The organism is Streptomyces sp. BI87 (assembly GCF_025957665.1).
GTDB lineage: Bacteria > Actinomycetota > Actinomycetes > Streptomycetales > Streptomycetaceae > Streptomyces > Streptomyces albidoflavus.
Window position 1 is genome coordinate 307,727 of the sequence record NZ_CP110079.1, and the last position, 15,241, is coordinate 322,967.

A 15,241-nucleotide genomic window follows, 5' to 3' on the forward strand; every position below is an offset into this window, starting at 1 on the left:
GTGTGTCACTTGGCGCCACACGGCGGGGTACCGAGGCGGAAGCCACTTCTATGCTGTGGACATGATGCTCCCCGTCGCGCTGTTGCTGCTGGGTGCCCTGACCGCCGCGCTCGCTCCGCGCCTTCTCGCGCGGGCGTACTGGCGGGAGAGGGAGCCTGTCGTCGCGCTCTGGGTGTGGCAGTGCGTCGTCGCCGGGGTGCTGCTGTGCTGCTTCCTCGCGATGGCGCTCACCGGCGCCGCCGCCTGGCACCTGGTCCGCGGCCACGTCTTCGCCCCCGCCCCGCACGCCGTCGTCGAGGCGTACGCGCTGGGCGCCTACGGCCCCTGGGCGCCGGCGACCGCCGTGGTGCTGGCGCTGGGCGGGGTGTGGACGGTGGCGATGCTGGCCCGCGAGATCGCCCGGGCGCGCTCGCGCCGCCGGCAGCGCCGGGCCGACCTGCTGGTCCGCTCGCCCCTGCTGCCGGGCGAGGAGCGCGACCAGGAGCGCCTGGTGGTGCTGGAGGGCGACCGGCCCGACGCCTGGTGGCTTCCCGGTCCCTCCCCCCAGCTGGTGATCACCACGGCGGCACTGCGCCGGCTCAAGGGCCGTCAGCTCGACGCCATCGCCGCCCACGAGCAGGGCCACGCCACGATGCGCCACGACTGGCTGCGCCACATCTCGGCCGCCCTCGCGCACGGCTTCCCGCAGGTGGCCTTCTTCGCGGCGTTCCGCGACGAGATGCACCGGCTGGTGGAACTGGCCGCCGACGACATGGCCTCCCGCCGCTTCGGCCGCCTCACCACGGCCCTCGCCCTGGTGGAACTGAACGAGGACCGGGGCGTGTTCGGCCCGAGCCCCGCCCCCGAGGCCCATCTGCCGCAGCGGGTGCACCGGTTGCTGGCGCCGCAGGCCCGGCTCGCGCCCATGCACCGGCTGCGGCTCACCGCCGCGGCGGCGGTGGTGCCCGTGGTGCCGCTGGTGGTCGCCTTCGGCCCCGGTCTCCTCGCCCTGAACTGACCCCGCTCCACTCCCCCGTCCGCCCGCCCGGCGAGGGTGGTGTCCCGGCAGACGGGAGCGCACGGGGCAGGGGTGTGCTCCCGCGCAGTCCCGGGGTGCGTGCGGCGGGCATGTCCGGGTGCGATCGGGTAGGTGACCATCGTGACCATGGCACCCCGCTCCCCTCTTCCCGAGAGCACTCCCAGCTCCCCGCCGTCCGCCGCCGGGAGGTGGGCGGCGATTCTGGCCGGCCTCTCCGCCCTGCTGCTGACGCTGGTCGCGGTCGGCTGGCCACCTCTGACCGGCTGGGACGCCTCGGTGGCCGGCCGGGCGCACGAGGCGGCCCTCGCCCACCCGGGGACGACGCACACCAACCGTGTACTCAGCGACTGGGTGTGGGACCCGTGGACGATGCGGGCCCTCGCCGCCTTGACCGTGCTGTGGCTCTGGCGGCGCGGAACCGTGCGGCTGGCGGTCACCGTCGGCGTGGCCTGCCTGGGCGCCGCCGTGGCGCAGCAGCTCCTCAAGGCCGCCGTCGGCAGGGAGCGCCCGGAGTGGCCCGACCCGGTCGACACGGCGCACTTCGCCGCGTATCCCTCGGGCCACGCCATGACCGCCACGGTCGCCTGCGGCCTGGTGGTCTGGGTGCTGCACCTGGTGAGGGCGGCGCGCCCCGTCCTGGTCGCCGCCTGGACGGTGGCGGCGGTGTCGGTGGCCGGGGTCGGCCTGACCCGGGTGTGGCTGGGCGTCCACTGGCCCACCGACGTCCTGGGCGGCTGGCTGCTGGGCGGGCTGACGGTGGCCTTGGCGGCCTTGGCCTACGAGCGCGTGGGGGCGGCGGACCGGAGGACGTGACGGCCACGGCGCGGCGGATGACGGCCGCGCCCGCGCCCTGCCGCTGGAAGGCGGGAAGGACGGCGACGGGGGCGAGAGCCGGCGCCGGGGCGCCGTGGACGTGGCAGCGGGTGAACAGGGCGTGCCCGGCGAGCGTGCCGTCAGCGGTCTCGGCGACGACGGAGAGGCCGTCGATCCACGCCTTCGGGTCGGCCCGCAGGGCGTCGACGAGGTCGACCTCCTCAGCCGTGGGGAAGTCGGCGGTGACGATCTCCCGTAAGGCGGGGATGTCGGCTGGCGTCTCGGGGCGGGTGGTCCAGGCCGGCACGGCGGTCCCGTTCTTCGGGGTGGTACGCGGGGGGGCGGGGCGGGCCGGTCGGGAGCGACGGCCATGACGTTTGTGCGGGCGTCCGGGATCGGTGTGATCGCGGGGATCGGCCGCAGGCCGACGGGGTGGTCCGGCGGTCAAGGGGAAACCCTTCGCGGTGGGGGTTTCCGGGGACGACGACCGGTGGCAGGCCGGACCGTCGTCGCGGCCGGTGGCCCGCGGGCGGGGCGAGGGGTCAGATCGAACCGGGAACCGGGGACGCGGGGAAGGTCCGGGTGCCGCGCGCGGCAGCACATGCCTGGACAGTCATCTCCCCACCTCCCCCTCCCTCGCGGTGCGTACGTCTTCCCGTTCCGCCGGGCCCCGGGGCGGGCGGAGCACATTCACGCCAGCACGGTGGCCTCTTGCCGTCCGTGGCCGGTGGCGGACAGAATCCGGCGGATGGCGATCACCGGTGTTCTCTTCGACTTCTCCGGCACCCTGATGCGGATCGAGTCCCCCGAGGAGTGGCTGCGCGGCGGGCTCGCGGAGCTGGGGGCGGGTCCGGAGCTGCTGCCGGACGGCGACCTCGGGGCCGCGGCCGCGCGGCTGGCGCGGGCGGGCGCCCAGCCGGGCGGGCCCGCCCCGGAACGGGTCCCGGACCACCTCTCGGCGCTCTGGGACCACCGCGACCGCAGCGCCGACGAGCACCGTGCGGCCTACACCGGCCTGTCGCGCCAGGTGGAGCTCGGCTCCGACGCGCTCCACGACGTCCTCTACGAGCGGCACATGACGCCCGCCGCCTGGCGCCCCTACCCGGACACCGCCGAGGTGCTGCGCACGCTGCGCGAGCGGGGAGTACGGGTGGCGGTCGTCTCGAACATCGGCTGGGATCTGCGGCCGGTACTGCGCGCCCACGGGCTGGAGCGGTGGACGGACACGAGCGTCCTGTCGTACGAGCACGGTGTCCAGAAGCCCGATCCGCGGCTCTTCGCGCTGGCCTGCGAGCGGATCGGGGTCGGCCCGGAGGCCGCGCTCATGGTCGGGGACGACCGGCGGGCCGACGGGGGCGCCGCCGCGCTCGGCTGCGCGGTGCACTTCGTGGACCACCTGCCCGTGGATCAGCGGCCCGGCGGCCTGTTGCCGGTGCTGGAGCTGGCGGCGGGGGTGGCTCAGGACTCGTAGCCCTCGACCTCGCTGACGGGGCGGGCCCGGGCCGTGTCGGGGTTCTCCCCGAACTCGGCCTTGGCGCGGCGCTGGCGCAGCAGGTCCCAGCACTGGTCCAGCTCGCGTTCGAGGGCGGCGAGCCTGGCCCGCTCGGTGGCGGGGTCGATCTCCCCGGCCTCCAGCGACGCCCGCAGGCGCTTCTCGTCGTCGACCATCCCGGTGATGCGTCGCAGGATGTCCTCTTGGTCCATGTCGGCTGCCTCCTCGACCCCCTGTGCCCACTCTAGGAAGGGGCCCGGAGTCCTGCGATCGGAGCGCGTCCGGCCGGGCGGCCCCCGGGAACGCCCCGTCCCCCGGGCGGGCGTGCGCCGCTCCGGGGGACGGGGACCGATCAGGTCGTGCGTGTTCCCTGGCGGGGCCGGGAACGGGTGGCAGGACTAGCGGGACCGGTCGAAGTAGTCCGGCTGCGTCTGGACGTTCAGCTCGTCGAGCTTGACCTTCTTGGCGGGGTCGGTACGCCGGTCGTCCAGCTTGAGGACGTCGAAGCCCTTCGCCATGTCGTTGGAGTAGATGAAGCCGTTGTAGTAGTACGCCGACCACGAGCCACCCCCGACGAGAGTGTCCTCGCTCAGCGGGCCCCGCTCGAAGTAGGCGATCTCGCGGGGCTTGGTGGACTCGGTGAAGTCCCAGACGGAGAGACCGCCCTGGTACCAGGCCTGGACCATGATGTCGCGGCCCTTGACCGGGATGATCGAGCCGTTGTGCGCGACGCAGTTCTCGGTGTCGGCCTGGTGGCGGTCGATCTTGAAGTAGCTGCGGAAGACGAGCTCGGGTGTCTTGTCCTTGCCCTTGCGGACCAGGTCGTAGATGCCGTCGGCGCCCCGCTTCGGGCCTGTCTCCGCGTTGCAGGTGGCCGCGCCGCCGCCGCCGAGCTCGTCGGTGAAGACGACCTTGTCGGCCTTCTGGTTGAAGGTGGCGGAGTGCCAGAACGCGAAGTTCTCGTTGTCCTGGACCCGGTCGACGACCTTCGGCTTCTCCGGGTTCTTGATGTCGAGGAGGATGCCGTCGCCCATGCAGGCTCCGGCGGCGAGGTCCTTGTGCGGCAGCGCGGTGATGTCGTGGCAGCCGGTGGTCTTGGAGACGCCCGGATTGGCCGGCGCACCGGGGTTGCCGCCGCCGTCCGGCCCGTCACCGGGGAACAGCACGGGGAAGTCGACGACCGCGGCCTGGTGCGGCGCCTTGCGGGGCACCTTGATGATGGAGATGCCGTCGTGCGGCGGCTGGCAGTCGGGGAACGCGGCGCTCGGCGAGTACGAGGAGACGTACACGTAGACGTTCTTGCGCTCCGGGACCAGGGTGTGGGTGTGCGAGCCGCAGGCGGTCTCGACGGCGGCGACGTAGCGCGGCTTGCGCTTGTCGCTGATGTCGAAGACCTTCATGCCCTCCCAGGAGGACTTCTCGGTGGCGGGCTGGCTGGTGCTCGCACAGGAGTCGTCGCTGCGCGAGGAGTCCGTGGAGAGGAAGAGCAGGTCGCCGGAGACCGAGATGTCGTTCTGCGACCCGGGGCAGAGGACCTGGGAGACGGTCTTGGGCTTCTTCGGGTTGCTGATGTCGAAGACGCGGAAGCCGTCGTAGTTGCCGGCGAACGCGTACTTGCCCTGGAAGGCCAGGTCGGAGTTGGTGCCGGAGAGCGCGTCCTTGGGGATGTTGGCGAGGTGCTTGATGTTCTCCGAGTGGACGATCTCGTCCACTCCGGGGATGTCGCCGGCGGAGATGGCCTCCTTGGTGTCGGCGGCTTCGCTCTTGCTCACGCGCTCCGAGACCTCGGGGGTGTCCCCCGGACCCGGGACGGCCATGGCGGGCCCAGCGGTGAGCAGGGACGCGAGCATGCCGACTGCCGCGGCAGCAACGGTGAGGCGTCTACGCCTCGACCGGGGGGTGTTGAACAGGGTCACTGCGTCCTCCCTAGTCGCCGTTCGCTCGAACGGTGCACGGATCTCCGCAGTATCGCTTTCGCCATGCACAGATCAACAGGTGGCAACATACTTGTCATCAAACTTTCCGGCCCCCGCCCGTGACCCCGTGTTAGGACAGTCCCACCCCTTCCTCGCACTTCAGGAGGCAGTTGTGCCGATATCCCGCTCCACCGCCGCGCTCCGCCGACGCGCACCGCTCGCCCTGGCGGCGCTCGCCGCGGCGGGGCTGCTCGCCGGATGTTCCAGCACCCCGGAACCGGCCGCGGAGGCCGCATCCGCAACGGGCCCCTCGGTGATCGCGCCGGGCAGACCGGGCGAGGAGGCGGAGACGCTGTCACCGGAGGAGGCGGAGCGCCGCAAGCCGGACGACAGCCCCAACTCGGCCGACTTCGCGTACATCCAGATGATGATCGACCACCACGGGCAGGCCCTGGAGATGACCCGGCTGGTGCCCGAGCGGGTCCACAGCAAGCGCGTGCGGGCGCTCGCCGACCGCATCGAGGCGGGGCAGAAGCCGGAGATCGGCGCCATGAAGGCGTGGCTGAAGAACAACGGCGGGCCGCGCGGCAAGGGGCACGACCACGAGGCGATGGCCGGGATGGCGACGCCGAGGCAGCTCGAACAGCTGGAGAAGGCGGACGGCGAGGAGTTCGACCGGCTCTTCCTGAAGCTGATGACCACTCACCACCAGGGAGCCGTCTCGATGGCCACCGAGGTGCTGGGCGCCGGGAACAACGTCACGGTCGAGGAGATGGCCAACGACGTGATCGCGACCCAGACCACCGAGATCGACCGGATGCGCGACATGGCCTGACCGGGGTCGGGCGGCCCCGCGGGCAGGACACACAGCGGCAACAGAGGCGTAATCAACAAAACGTGCAAGGCGCTTAGCGTCTCCCGCACTGCACCGTCCCACCGCTCGCGCTTGGAGTGCCCATGGCCGCCTCACCCCCCGTCCATCCCGTCGACGAGGTCCCGCCCGTCGCCCAGCTCGGCGCCTTCGGCCTCCAGCACGTCCTCGCGATGTACGCGGGCGCGGTCGCGGTCCCGCTGATCGTCGGCGGGGCGATGGGCCTGTCCGTCGCGGACCTCGCCTACCTGATCACCGCCGACCTGCTGATGTGCGGCATAGCCACGCTGATCCAGTGCGTCGGCTTCTGGCGGTTCGGCATCCGGCTGCCGATCATGCAGGGGTGCACCTTCGCCGCCGTCGCGCCGATGGTGATGATCGGTACCGGCAGCGGAGGACTGCCCGCGATCTACGGCTCCGTGATCGTCTCCGGGGTGGCGATGATCCTGCTGGCCCCGGTCTTCGGGAAGCTGCTGCGGTTCTTCCCGCCGCTGGTGACCGGCACCGTGATCCTCATCATCGGCCTCTCCCTGATGCCCGTGGCGGGCAACTGGGTGGCGGGCGGCGCGGGCGCCGAGGACTTCGGCCGGCCCGCCAACATCGCGCTGGCCGCCTTCGTGCTGGTCGTGGTCCTGGTCGCGCAGCGCTTCGGCCCGCCGCTGCTGAGCCGGATCGCCGTCCTGGTCGGCATCGCGGCCGGGGTGGCCGTGGCGGTGCCGCTCGGCTTCACCGACTTCAGCGGCGTCGGCCAGGCCGGCTGGATCGGCGTCAGCACCCCGTTCCACTTCGGCCTGCCGACCTTCGAGACGGGGGCGATCGTCTCGATGCTGATCGTCGCCCTGGTCTGCATGACGGAGACCTCCGGCGACTTCATCGCCGTCGGCGAGATGACGGGTCGCAAGATCGACCCGCGGGGGCTGGCCGACGGGCTGCGGGCCGACGGCCTCTCGACCGTCCTGGGCGGCGTCTTCAACACCTTCCCCTACACCGCCTTCGCCCAGAACGTCGGGCTGGTGGGGATGACCCGCGTCCGCAGCCGCTGGGTGGTGGCCGCGGCGGGCGGCATGCTCGTCCTGCTCGGGCTGCTGCCGAAGCTGGGCGCGGTGGTGGCGGCGATTCCGGCGCCGGTCCTCGGCGGGGCGGGGCTGGTGATGTTCGGGACCGTGGCCGCCAGCGGGCTGCGCACCCTCGCGCAGGTGGAGTTCCGGGACAACCACAACCTCACCGTGGTGGCCGTCTCGGTGGCCGTCGGCCTGCTGCCGGTGGGGGTGCCTACCGTCTACGACCAGTTCCCGGACTGGTTCCAGACGGTGATGCACAGCGGGATCAGCGCCGGATGCGTCGCGGCGATCGTGCTCAACCTGCTCTTCAACCACCTGCCGGGCCGGAGCACGGCCGGCGCTCCCGAGACGTCACTCCCCGTGGACCTGGCGGGCGGCCCCGGCGAGAACGCTGTCGAGCAGACCGGGGAAAAGCAGGTCTAGGTCCTCCCTGCGCAGGGCGTTGAGCTTGGCGGTCCCCCGGTAGGTCTGGCGGATCACGCCGCTCTCCCGGAGCACGCGGAAGTGGTGCGTGCTGGTCGACTTGGTCACCGGAAGCTGTAGCTCCGTACAGGACTGCTCGGTGTCACCGGCGTCCAGCGCGCACACCACCCGCAGCCGCATCGGGTCGGCGAGGGCGTGCAGGACCTCCTCCAGGCGGATGCGGTCCCGCGGCGGGTGGGCGAGGGTGCGGGGGCTCTCGGTGGCGGTCATCTCGGCCCTTCCTGACTGGCACGGTGCGCGGGGCCTTCACCCGGCGGCGCGGACTCCGCATTGTACGAAGGGAGCCGTAGTTTGACATCTAACGTACTACGAAGACTATCGTACTGGCATCGTTCGGTTCCCGTGACGCGTTGGAGTACCCCATGCCCTCCCTGTTCGAGCCGCTCACCCTGCGGTCCCTCACCCTCCCGAACCGCATCTGGATGGCGCCGATGTGCCAGTACTCGGCCCCGGCGGCCGGCCCCACCGCCGGCCGTCCCACCGACTGGCACTTCCAGCACTACGGTGCCCGCGCGGCGGGCGGCGCCGGCCTGATCCTGCTGGAGGCGACCGCCGTGGCCCCCGAGGGCAGGATCAGCCCGTGGGACCTCGGCCTGTGGAACGACGGGCAGACGGCGGCGCTGCGCCGGATCACCTCGTTCCTCACCTCGCAGGGGACGGTGCCCGGAATCCAGCTCGCCCACGCCGGGCGCAAGGCGTCCTGCGAGGCGCCCTGGCGCGGTGGCAAGGCCATCTCCCCCGCCGACGGCGGCTGGCAGCCGGTCGGCCCGAGCCCGGTGCCCTTCGACGCCGACAGCCCCGTCCCGCACGAGCTGACGGCCGACGAGATCCAGGGCGTGGTCCGGCAGTTCGCCGAGGCCACGCGCCGGGCGCTGGAGGCCGGCTTCGAGGTGGTCGAGATCCACGGCGCCCACGGCTACCTGATCGGCGAGTTCCTCTCCCCGCACAGCAACCACCGCACCGACGCGTACGGCGGGTCCTTCGAGAACCGGGCGCGGTTCGCCCTGGAGGTCGTCGACGCGGTGCGCGCGGTGTGGCCGGAGGAGAAGCCCCTCTTCTTCCGCATCTCCGCCACGGACTGGCTGGACGAGGGCGGCTGGACCGCGGACGACACGGTCCGCCTCGCCCCGCTCCTCAAGGAGCGCGGCGTCGACCTGCTGGACGCCTCCACCGGCGGCAACGTGGCCAAGGTCACCATCCCCGTCGGCCCCGGCTACCAGGTCCCCTTCGCCGCCCGCGTCCGCAACGAGGCCGGACTGCCGTCGGCCGCGGTGGGGCTGCTCACCGAGCCGGAGCAGGCCGAGAAGGTGCTGGCCAACGGCGAGGCGGACGCCGTCCTCCTCGGCCGCGAACTGCTGCGCGACGCCCACTGGCCCCGTCGCGCCGCCCGCGAACTGGGCGGCACGGTGCGCGTACCGCAGCAGTACGGCCGGAGCTGATCGCTCCCGACGACCTGGAGCGGTGCATTCAGCGGCTCGACTCCGCGCGGCGGCAGGCGGCCTTGCGGAGCGGCGGGTGCCCGGCGGCGGTCCGCGCCGGGGGCCCGGGGACCGGGCGCGGACCGCGCCCCTGCCCGAGGCCCGGGCGGTCCCGGCCCGCCCGGCTTTCCGCCGCCCCCGGCTTCGGCCTGGGGGCGGGCCGGGGCGGCGGGGACGGCTGGGCGACGGGCGGGCGCGGTACCGGGTCGCCGCCGCCTGTGCCCAGTTCGGCCAGGAGCCGGGCCTTGAGGGCGCCCCGGGCGTCGGAGGTGAGCCGGGCCGGGTCCAGGTGGCCCGGCTCGCTCTCGTAGGCGCGCAGTTCCTCGCGGATGCGGGCGTACGCCTCGGGGTGGGCCTCGGCGAGGCGGAGCCGGGCGTGGGCGCCGGCCTCGCGCCGGGCGGTGTTGACCGGGTCGGCGCGCTCGCGGCGGACGATCTCCGCCATCAGGGCGCGGACGGTCCGGTCGCAGTCCAGGCGGCGCTGCTGGACGGCACAGAAGAACCGCCGGGCGTTGATGATCTGCATCGCCTCCTGCCGGGGCAGTTCGGCGAGGTCGACGGGAAGCCGGCCGAGGGCGGTGGCCGAGGAGGCGCGGGCGGGGTCGACCGTGAGCTCGCAGAGGCGGGCGAGCCCCGCGTGCCAGCGGCGCAGGACCAGGGGGTGGCGGAGCAGGACGTTGCGGGCGTTCTGCTCGCGGACGTCGTCGGCGACGGCGGCCCGGAAGGTGTCGTCGGGCAGCTCCAGCAGGGCCCTCACCTCAGGGCCGGCCGTGACCTGGAGACGGCCTTGGGCGACGGCCTGCTCGATCGAGTCGAAGACGTCCCGGGAGGCGGTGTGGCGGCGCAGCGGCGGGATGCCCAGCTCGGCGACGCGGGCGGCGAAAAGCGCCGCGTACTCCTCGGGGAGGGCCTTGCTCAGCCAGCTCAGGGCGGTGGCTCGGGCGGTGAGCAGCCGACCCTGCTCCAGCCGCTCCCGGTCCTGGCGGCGGTAGTCGGCGGCGACGCAGCGGGCCTCGTGGAGGCGGACGCGCACCTGGCGGAGCTGACCCTCGACGCGCCGCAGCCGCAGGTCGCCGAGCAGGGTCATCCGCTCGGCGGAGACCTGGAGCTCCCCTTCGGCCCAGACCAGCGCGTCGACCCAGTCCAAGTGCCATTCGAGGCCGTCCAGCAGTCTGCGGACGGGAGCCGGCAGCCGGCGCGTGGCGTCGGCCACGGCCGCGGTGACGAGATTGCCGAAGTCCTCCTCGAACCGCTTCACCAGCACCTCGGCGGGCAGCCGCGCGACATCGCGCAGCCGTAGCATCCGCTCCGTTTCGGTCGACCTCATGACGGCCGCCCCCTCTCCGCACTCATACGACTACTCACCGTAGCCGATCAGATGAACAGCTCGGCTCCGACGCGGCGATTCGGCCAGAGGAGGGCTTGATCCAGTCCATGGACAACCGTGCCCGCGCCCTGCCCCTACCTGCCGCGCAGGCCGTCCGGGTGGGCGTCCGCCCTGGCCGAGGCCGCTTCCGGGCCGTTGTCAGTGAGGGCGCGCAGACTGACCGGGACAGGTGACGCACTTCGTGGAGGTGGCGGGATGTCGGACGTACTGCTGGCGGTCGGGACACGCAAGGGACTCTTCCTCGGGCGGCGGCGCGCCGGGACGTGGGAGTTCGACGGCCCGCACTTCACCGGCGAGGCGGTGTACGCGGTGGGGCTCGACCTCCGCGGGCCGGCGCCGCGCCTGCTGGTGGGGGCGGACAGCGCGCACTGGGGCCCGTCGGTCTCCCGCTCCGACGACCTGGGCGCGAGCTGGCAGGAGCCGGCCTCGCCCACCGTGCGGTTCCCCAAGGACACCGGGGCCTCCCTGGAGCGCCTCTGGCAGCTCCAGCCGGCCGGCCCGGAGGCGCCTGGCGTGGTGTACGCGGGAGCCGAGCCCGCCGCGCTCTTCGTCTCCCGGGACGGCGGCGACTCCTTCGAGCTGGTGCGGTCCCTCTGGGAGCATCCGACGCGGTCCCGGTGGGAGCCGGGAGGCGGCGGCGAGGGACTGCACACCGTGGTGACGGACCCCCGGGACGCCGACGCGCTCACCGTCGCGGTCTCGGCCGCCGGGGTCTTCCGCAGCGCCGACGGCGGCGCGAGCTGGGCCCCGTCCAACGACGGGGTCTCGGCGGTCTTCCTCCCCGACCCGCACCCGGAGTTCGGCCAGTGCGTGCACAAGGTCGCCCGGGACGCGGTGGACCCGGACCGGCTCTACCTCCAGAACCACTGGGGCGTCTACCGCAGCGACGACGCCGGCGCCCACTGGTCGGACATCGGCGAAGGCCTCCCCTCGGACTTCGGTTTCACCGTGCTCGCCCACCCGTCCCGCGCGGACACCGCGTACGTCTTCCCGATCGCCGCCGACAGCGACCGGGTCCCGGCCGAGCACCGGTGCCGCCTCTTCCGCACCACGGACGGCGGCGCCCACTGGGAGCCCCTGGCCTCGGGCCTCCCCACCGGGGACCACTACGGCACGGTGCTGCGTGACGCCCTGTGCACCGACGGCGCCGACCCGGCGGGCCTGTACTTCGGCAACCGCAACGGCGAGCTGTACGCCAGCGCGGACGAGGGCGCGAGCTGGCAGCAGCTCGCCGCCCACCTGCCGGACGTGCTGTGCGTACGGGCGGGGGTGGTGGGGTGAGGCGGGGTCAGGACTCCAGGTAGCGCAGCACCGCGAGGACGCGCCGGCTGTACCCGGTGGTCTGCTCCAGCTCCAGCTTGTCGAAGACCGACTGGAGACCCTTCTCCACCGAACTCACCGACAGGTGGAGCCGGCGCGCGATCGCCGCGTTGGTGAGCCCTTCCGCCAGCGCCTCCAGCACGCTGCTCTCCCGGGGTGTCAGACGGGCCAGCGGGTCGGTACGGGTGGTGCGGACGACCAGCCGTCGCACGATCTCCGGGTCGATGGCCGCGCCGCCGGCGTGGACGCGCTCCAGGGCGTCGAGGAACTCCTCGACCTGGGCGACCCGGTCCTTGAGGAGGTAGCCGACCCGTTCGGCACCGTCCGCGAGGAGCTGTGCGGCGTAGGTGCGTTCCAGGTACTGCGAGAGGACGAGAACGCCCACCTGGGGCCTGCGGCGGCGGATCTCGACGGCGGCGCGCACGCCCTCGTCGGTGTGGGTGGGCGGCATCCGGATGTCGGTGACCACCACGTCCGGTGGAGTCGCCGCCACCTCGCCCAGCAGCGACTCGGCCGTGCCCACGGCGGCGAGGACCTCGTGGCCCTCTTCGGCGAGGAGGCGCACCAGGCCCTCTCTCAGCAGGGTGGAGTCCTCGGCGAGGATGACGCGCACGGCAGCTCCGCGGTGATCGTGGTGGGGCCCCCGGGAGGGCTGTGGACCGTCAGTCTTCCGTCGAGGGCGGCCACCCGGCCGCGCAGTCCGGTGAGCCCGCCTCCCGCCGGGTCGGCGCCGCCGAGGCCGTCGTCGCGTACGGTCACCTCGACCTGGCCGCCAGCCCGGGCGACGCGGACCAGGACCTCGTCGGCCTCGGCGTGCTTGGCCGCGTTGGTCACGGCCTCGGAGACGACGAAGTAGGCAGCGGTGCGGACGGGTTCGGGCAGCGGCTCGGGGAGTTCGTACACGATGTGGGTCGGGACGGCGGAGCGCTCGGCGACTCCGACGAGGGCCTCGCGCAGGCCGAGGCTGTCCAGGGCCGACGGGTGGACGCGCCAGGCCACCTCCCGGAGTTCGGTGAGGACCTCCTGGGCCTCCCGGTGCGCCTGTGCGAGGAGGGCGTCGGTCCGCTCCGGCGCCCTGCCGCCCCGGCGGGCCCGGCCGAGCAGCACGGCGAGGGCGACGAGGCGCTGCTGGACGCCGTCGTGCAGGTCGCGCTCGACCCGCCGCCGTTCGGCGTCCACAGCCGCCACCACCGCGGCCCGGCTGGCCGCCAGTTCGTCGATGCGCCGGACGAGCAGCGCGTGGGCGGAGGGCCCGAAACAGGCGCGGGCCAGGCGCCGGTCCTGGTCGGCCAGGGAGCGCAGCCCCTGGAGGTCGAGGAAGAGCAGGACGCCGCCGAGGAGCGTCTGCGTCAGCAGCTCCGGCCAGCTGACCGAGGCGCGGACGACGCCCCTGACCAGCAGGACCGCGAGCAGCACCCCGAAGACCAGAAGTCCGGCCACGACGGCGCAGAGCAGCCCGGCGGCGGCGCGGGCCGCCAGATAGCGCAGGACGGCCTGGTCCTCGGGGCGGTGCTCGGGGAAGGCGTCGCCGAAGAAGCGCGTCCGGCGCGCGCGTTCCAGCGCGACCAGCTCACGGGCTCCCGCGACCAGGGCCGTACGGGCCCGGGGCCGCGTCCTCGGCCAGAGCAGGAAGGCACCGAGGGCGGCCCCGGCCACCAGGAGGTAGGCCAGGCCGAACAGGGCGGTGAGGCAGCCGAGGAGGAGCCCGGCGGCTCTGACCGGGCGAGGGGCAGGCAGCGGGCGGGCGGTTCCCCCGCGCTGGTCTCCGGTCACGGGCGCCGACCTTAGCGAGGGCCCATTCGCCGGGCAAGACACGCCAGTTGGCCCGGCGGGCCGGAGTGGGTCGTTCCGCACGGCGCGGGCCCGGTTCAGTAGGTGCGCCGGTGCTGGGCGGGGGTCCGCCGCCGGGAGCGCACCCGCACGGTCACGTACCCGGCGAGCGCGGCGGCCACCAGCACGAGGACCGCTTTGGAGAGCAGCCCGACGTACGTCTCCACCAGTTCCCACCGGTCGCCGAGCGCGTAACCGGCCATGACGAGGGCGGTGTTCCAGACCAGGCTGCCGAGGGTGGTGAGGGCGAGGAAGAGGGGCAGCGGCATGCGCTCCACCCCGGCGGGCACCGAGATGAGGCTGCGGAAGAGGGGCACCATGCGGCCGAGGAGGACCGCCTTGGTCCCGTGCCGGGCGAACCACCGCTCGGTCCGTTCCAGATCGGCGCTCCTGACCAGCGGCAGCCGGGCCCAGAGGGCGTGCATCCGCGCCCGGCCGAAGACCGCGCCGAGCAGGTACAGGGCGGCCGCGCCGACCACCGAGCCGAGCGTCGTCCAGAACAGCGCGGAGGCGAGGCTGATCACGCCCTGCCCGGCGGCGAAGCCGGTCAGGGGCAGGATCACCTCGCTGGGCAGGGGCGGGAAGAGGTTCTCCAGGGCGATGGCGAGCCCGGCACCCGGGGCTCCCATCGACTCCACGAGGCCCGTGGCCCAACCCGCGACTCCGGCCGCGGGTTCCTGCGCGAGGGGGAACGTGACGTGGTCCATCCGGTGGCCTCCTGGCTCGGCGTCAGGCGGCACCCGAGCGGTGCCGCGCCGTACCGGGAACGCTAGGAAGCGTGGTGCGGCGGCGGTACGCGGTTCACCGTCGGACCGAGTGGGGTGTTCCGTAATGTGCCGGGTGCGGGCGGCCCCCGCCTACGGCAGCCGCCAGTCCACCGGCGCCGCGCCCTGCTGGGCGAGGAAGTCGTTGGTGCGGCTGAAGGGGCGGGAGTTGAAGAAGCCGCGGTCGGCGGAGCGGGGGGACGGGTGGACCGATTCGATGACCGGGTAGCGGCTGAGGAAGGGGCGCAGGCTGCGGGCGTCCGAGCCCCAGAGGACCGAGACCAGGGGCGTGCCGCGCTCGGCGAGGGCACGGATGCCCTGTTCGGTGACCTCCTCCCAGCCCTTGCCGCGGTGCGAGCCGGGTGAGCCCGGGCGGGTCGTCAGGGCCCTGTTGAGCAGCAGAACACCCTGGCTCGTCCAGGGGGTGAGGTCGCCGTTGGAGGGCTGCGGCAGGCCGAGGTCGCTCTGGAGTTCCTGGAAGATGTTGACCAGGCTCGGCGGGAGCCTGCGGACCTCGGGGGCGACGGCGAAGCTCAGTCCGATCGGCATGCCGGGGGTCGGGTAGGGGTCCTGCCCGACGATCAGGACGCGCACCTCGTCGAACGGCTGCTGGAAGGCGCGCAGGACGTTCGGCCCGGAGGGGAGGTAGGTGCGTCCCGCGCCGATCTCCGCGCGGAGGAACTCCCCCATCTCCGCGACGCGTCCGGCCACCGGTTCCAGGGCCTTCGCCCAGCCCGCTTCCACCAATTCATGCAAAGGTCGTGGTGCCACAGGGGGACTCTAGCGACAATCGGCGCGTCACCCCACA

Annotated in this window: 15 protein-coding genes and 1 pseudogene; 7 read left to right on the forward strand and 9 right to left on the reverse strand. The window is 73.5% G+C overall.

The features are described from left to right. Positions 1-61: 61 nt before the first annotated feature. Positions 62-997: a M56 family metallopeptidase gene (locus tag OIM89_RS01300; protein WP_030696882.1), complete on the forward strand. Its 936-nt coding sequence runs from the start codon at positions 62-64 to the stop codon at positions 995-997. Positions 998-1,144: 147 nt separating this feature from the next. After that, positions 1,145-1,831, forward strand: coding sequence for a phosphatase PAP2 family protein (locus tag OIM89_RS01305; protein WP_030696883.1), 687 nt, complete (start codon positions 1,145-1,147; stop codon positions 1,829-1,831). Here OIM89_RS01305 and OIM89_RS01310 read toward each other — a convergent pair. Next, positions 1,821-2,138 (reverse strand): annotated as a pseudogene (locus OIM89_RS01310) (GNAT family N-acetyltransferase); the annotation flags it as partial. The gene OIM89_RS01305 and the pseudogene OIM89_RS01310 sit on opposite strands and share 11 nt — an antisense overlap. Before the next feature lie 441 nt (positions 2,139-2,579). Between OIM89_RS01310 and OIM89_RS01315 the strand changes: the two are divergent. Further along, entirely contained in the window at positions 2,580-3,302 is a 723-nt protein-coding gene (locus OIM89_RS01315) for an HAD family hydrolase (protein WP_030696884.1), read from the forward strand. Here the strand turns inward: OIM89_RS01315 and OIM89_RS01320 are convergent. Both OIM89_RS01320 and OIM89_RS01325 read right to left on the reverse strand, forming a co-directional pair. Next, entirely contained in the window at positions 3,290-3,535 is a 246-nt protein-coding gene (locus OIM89_RS01320; RefSeq protein WP_030696885.1) for a DUF2630 family protein, read from the reverse strand. The two genes, OIM89_RS01315 and OIM89_RS01320, sit on opposite strands and share 13 nt — an antisense overlap. A 186-nt stretch (positions 3,536-3,721) precedes the next feature. Beyond that, positions 3,722-5,173: an LVIVD repeat-containing protein gene (locus OIM89_RS01325; RefSeq protein ID WP_151167422.1), complete on the reverse strand. Its 1,452-nt coding sequence runs from the start codon at positions 5,171-5,173 to the stop codon at positions 3,722-3,724. 238 nt (positions 5,174-5,411) lie between these two features. Between OIM89_RS01325 and OIM89_RS01330 the strand changes: the two genes are divergently transcribed. Next, positions 5,412-6,074 carry a DUF305 domain-containing protein gene (locus OIM89_RS01330; RefSeq protein WP_047466758.1) on the forward strand — a complete coding sequence of 221 codons (663 nt, stop codon included), beginning with the start codon at positions 5,412-5,414 and terminating at the stop codon, positions 6,072-6,074. A gap of 122 nt (positions 6,075-6,196) precedes the next feature. Then, positions 6,197-7,594 (forward strand): nucleobase:cation symporter-2 family protein, encoded by a 1,398-nt coding sequence (locus OIM89_RS01335; protein ID WP_217465885.1) that lies wholly within the window; start codon positions 6,197-6,199, stop codon positions 7,592-7,594. On the opposite strand, the gene OIM89_RS01340 is transcribed toward OIM89_RS01335, so the two are convergent. After that, positions 7,523-7,864 carry an ArsR/SmtB family transcription factor gene (locus tag OIM89_RS01340; protein WP_030696889.1) on the reverse strand — a complete coding sequence of 114 codons (342 nt, stop codon included), beginning with the start codon at positions 7,862-7,864 and terminating at the stop codon, positions 7,523-7,525. The two genes, OIM89_RS01335 and OIM89_RS01340, sit on opposite strands and share 72 nt — an antisense overlap. A 152-nt stretch (positions 7,865-8,016) precedes the next feature. On the opposite strand from OIM89_RS01340, the gene OIM89_RS01345 reads away from it, so the two are divergent. Next, positions 8,017-9,093, forward strand: a complete 1,077-nt coding sequence (locus OIM89_RS01345) for an NADH:flavin oxidoreductase/NADH oxidase (RefSeq protein ID WP_238470244.1) — start codon at positions 8,017-8,019, stop codon at positions 9,091-9,093. Positions 9,094-9,121: 28 nt separating this feature from the next. On the opposite strand, the gene OIM89_RS01350 is transcribed toward OIM89_RS01345, so the two are convergent. Further along, positions 9,122-10,459: a hypothetical protein gene (locus tag OIM89_RS01350; protein ID WP_226964777.1), complete on the reverse strand. Its 1,338-nt coding sequence runs from the start codon at positions 10,457-10,459 to the stop codon at positions 9,122-9,124. A 255-nt stretch (positions 10,460-10,714) separates the two neighbouring features. Between OIM89_RS01350 and OIM89_RS01355 the strand changes: the two genes are divergently transcribed. Then, positions 10,715-11,800 carry a WD40/YVTN/BNR-like repeat-containing protein gene (locus tag OIM89_RS01355; protein WP_047466755.1) on the forward strand — a complete coding sequence of 362 codons (1,086 nt, stop codon included), beginning with the start codon at positions 10,715-10,717 and terminating at the stop codon, positions 11,798-11,800. A gap of 7 nt (positions 11,801-11,807) precedes the next feature. Here the strand turns inward: OIM89_RS01355 and OIM89_RS01360 are convergent, their stop codons facing one another. The 4 genes from OIM89_RS01360 to OIM89_RS01375 form a co-directional block, all read right to left on the reverse strand. Beyond that, a complete protein-coding gene (locus tag OIM89_RS01360) occupies positions 11,808-12,452 on the reverse strand; it encodes a response regulator transcription factor (protein ID WP_047466754.1) in 645 nt (214 codons plus the stop codon). Next, positions 12,416-13,612: a histidine kinase gene (locus OIM89_RS01365; protein WP_052231010.1), complete on the reverse strand. Its 1,197-nt coding sequence runs from the start codon at positions 13,610-13,612 to the stop codon at positions 12,416-12,418. Before OIM89_RS01365 ends, OIM89_RS01360 begins: the two co-directional genes overlap by 37 nt. Before the next feature lie 95 nt (positions 13,613-13,707). Beyond that, a complete protein-coding gene (locus OIM89_RS01370; RefSeq protein WP_030696895.1) occupies positions 13,708-14,376 on the reverse strand; it encodes a DedA family protein in 669 nt (222 codons plus the stop codon). Between the two features lie 150 nt (positions 14,377-14,526). Beyond that, positions 14,527-15,204 carry a uracil-DNA glycosylase gene (locus tag OIM89_RS01375; protein ID WP_264490894.1) on the reverse strand — a complete coding sequence of 226 codons (678 nt, stop codon included), beginning with the start codon at positions 15,202-15,204 and terminating at the stop codon, positions 14,527-14,529. Positions 15,205-15,241 lie beyond the last annotated feature (37 nt).

Coding starts and splice junctions, on each gene's coding strand:
- OIM89_RS01340 (WP_030696889.1), bottom strand. CDS start 7,864: ATGACCGCCACCGAGAGCCCCCGCACCCTCGCCCACCCGCCGCGGGAC.
- OIM89_RS01370 (WP_030696895.1), bottom strand. CDS start 14,376: ATGGACCACGTCACGTTCCCCCTCGCGCAGGAACCCGCGGCCGGAGTC.
- OIM89_RS01355 (WP_047466755.1), top strand. CDS start 10,715: ATGTCGGACGTACTGCTGGCGGTCGGGACACGCAAGGGACTCTTCCTC.
- OIM89_RS01300 (WP_030696882.1), top strand. CDS start 62: ATGATGCTCCCCGTCGCGCTGTTGCTGCTGGGTGCCCTGACCGCCGCG.
- OIM89_RS01305 (WP_030696883.1), top strand. CDS start 1,145: ATGGCACCCCGCTCCCCTCTTCCCGAGAGCACTCCCAGCTCCCCGCCG.
- OIM89_RS01345 (WP_238470244.1), top strand. CDS start 8,017: ATGCCCTCCCTGTTCGAGCCGCTCACCCTGCGGTCCCTCACCCTCCCG.
- OIM89_RS01315 (WP_030696884.1), top strand. CDS start 2,580: ATGGCGATCACCGGTGTTCTCTTCGACTTCTCCGGCACCCTGATGCGG.
- OIM89_RS01325 (WP_151167422.1), bottom strand. CDS start 5,173: ATGCTCGCGTCCCTGCTCACCGCTGGGCCCGCCATGGCCGTCCCGGGT.
- OIM89_RS01320 (WP_030696885.1), bottom strand. CDS start 3,535: ATGGACCAAGAGGACATCCTGCGACGCATCACCGGGATGGTCGACGAC.
- OIM89_RS01350 (WP_226964777.1), bottom strand. CDS start 10,459: ATGAGGTCGACCGAAACGGAGCGGATGCTACGGCTGCGCGATGTCGCG.
- OIM89_RS01335 (WP_217465885.1), top strand. CDS start 6,197: ATGGCCGCCTCACCCCCCGTCCATCCCGTCGACGAGGTCCCGCCCGTC.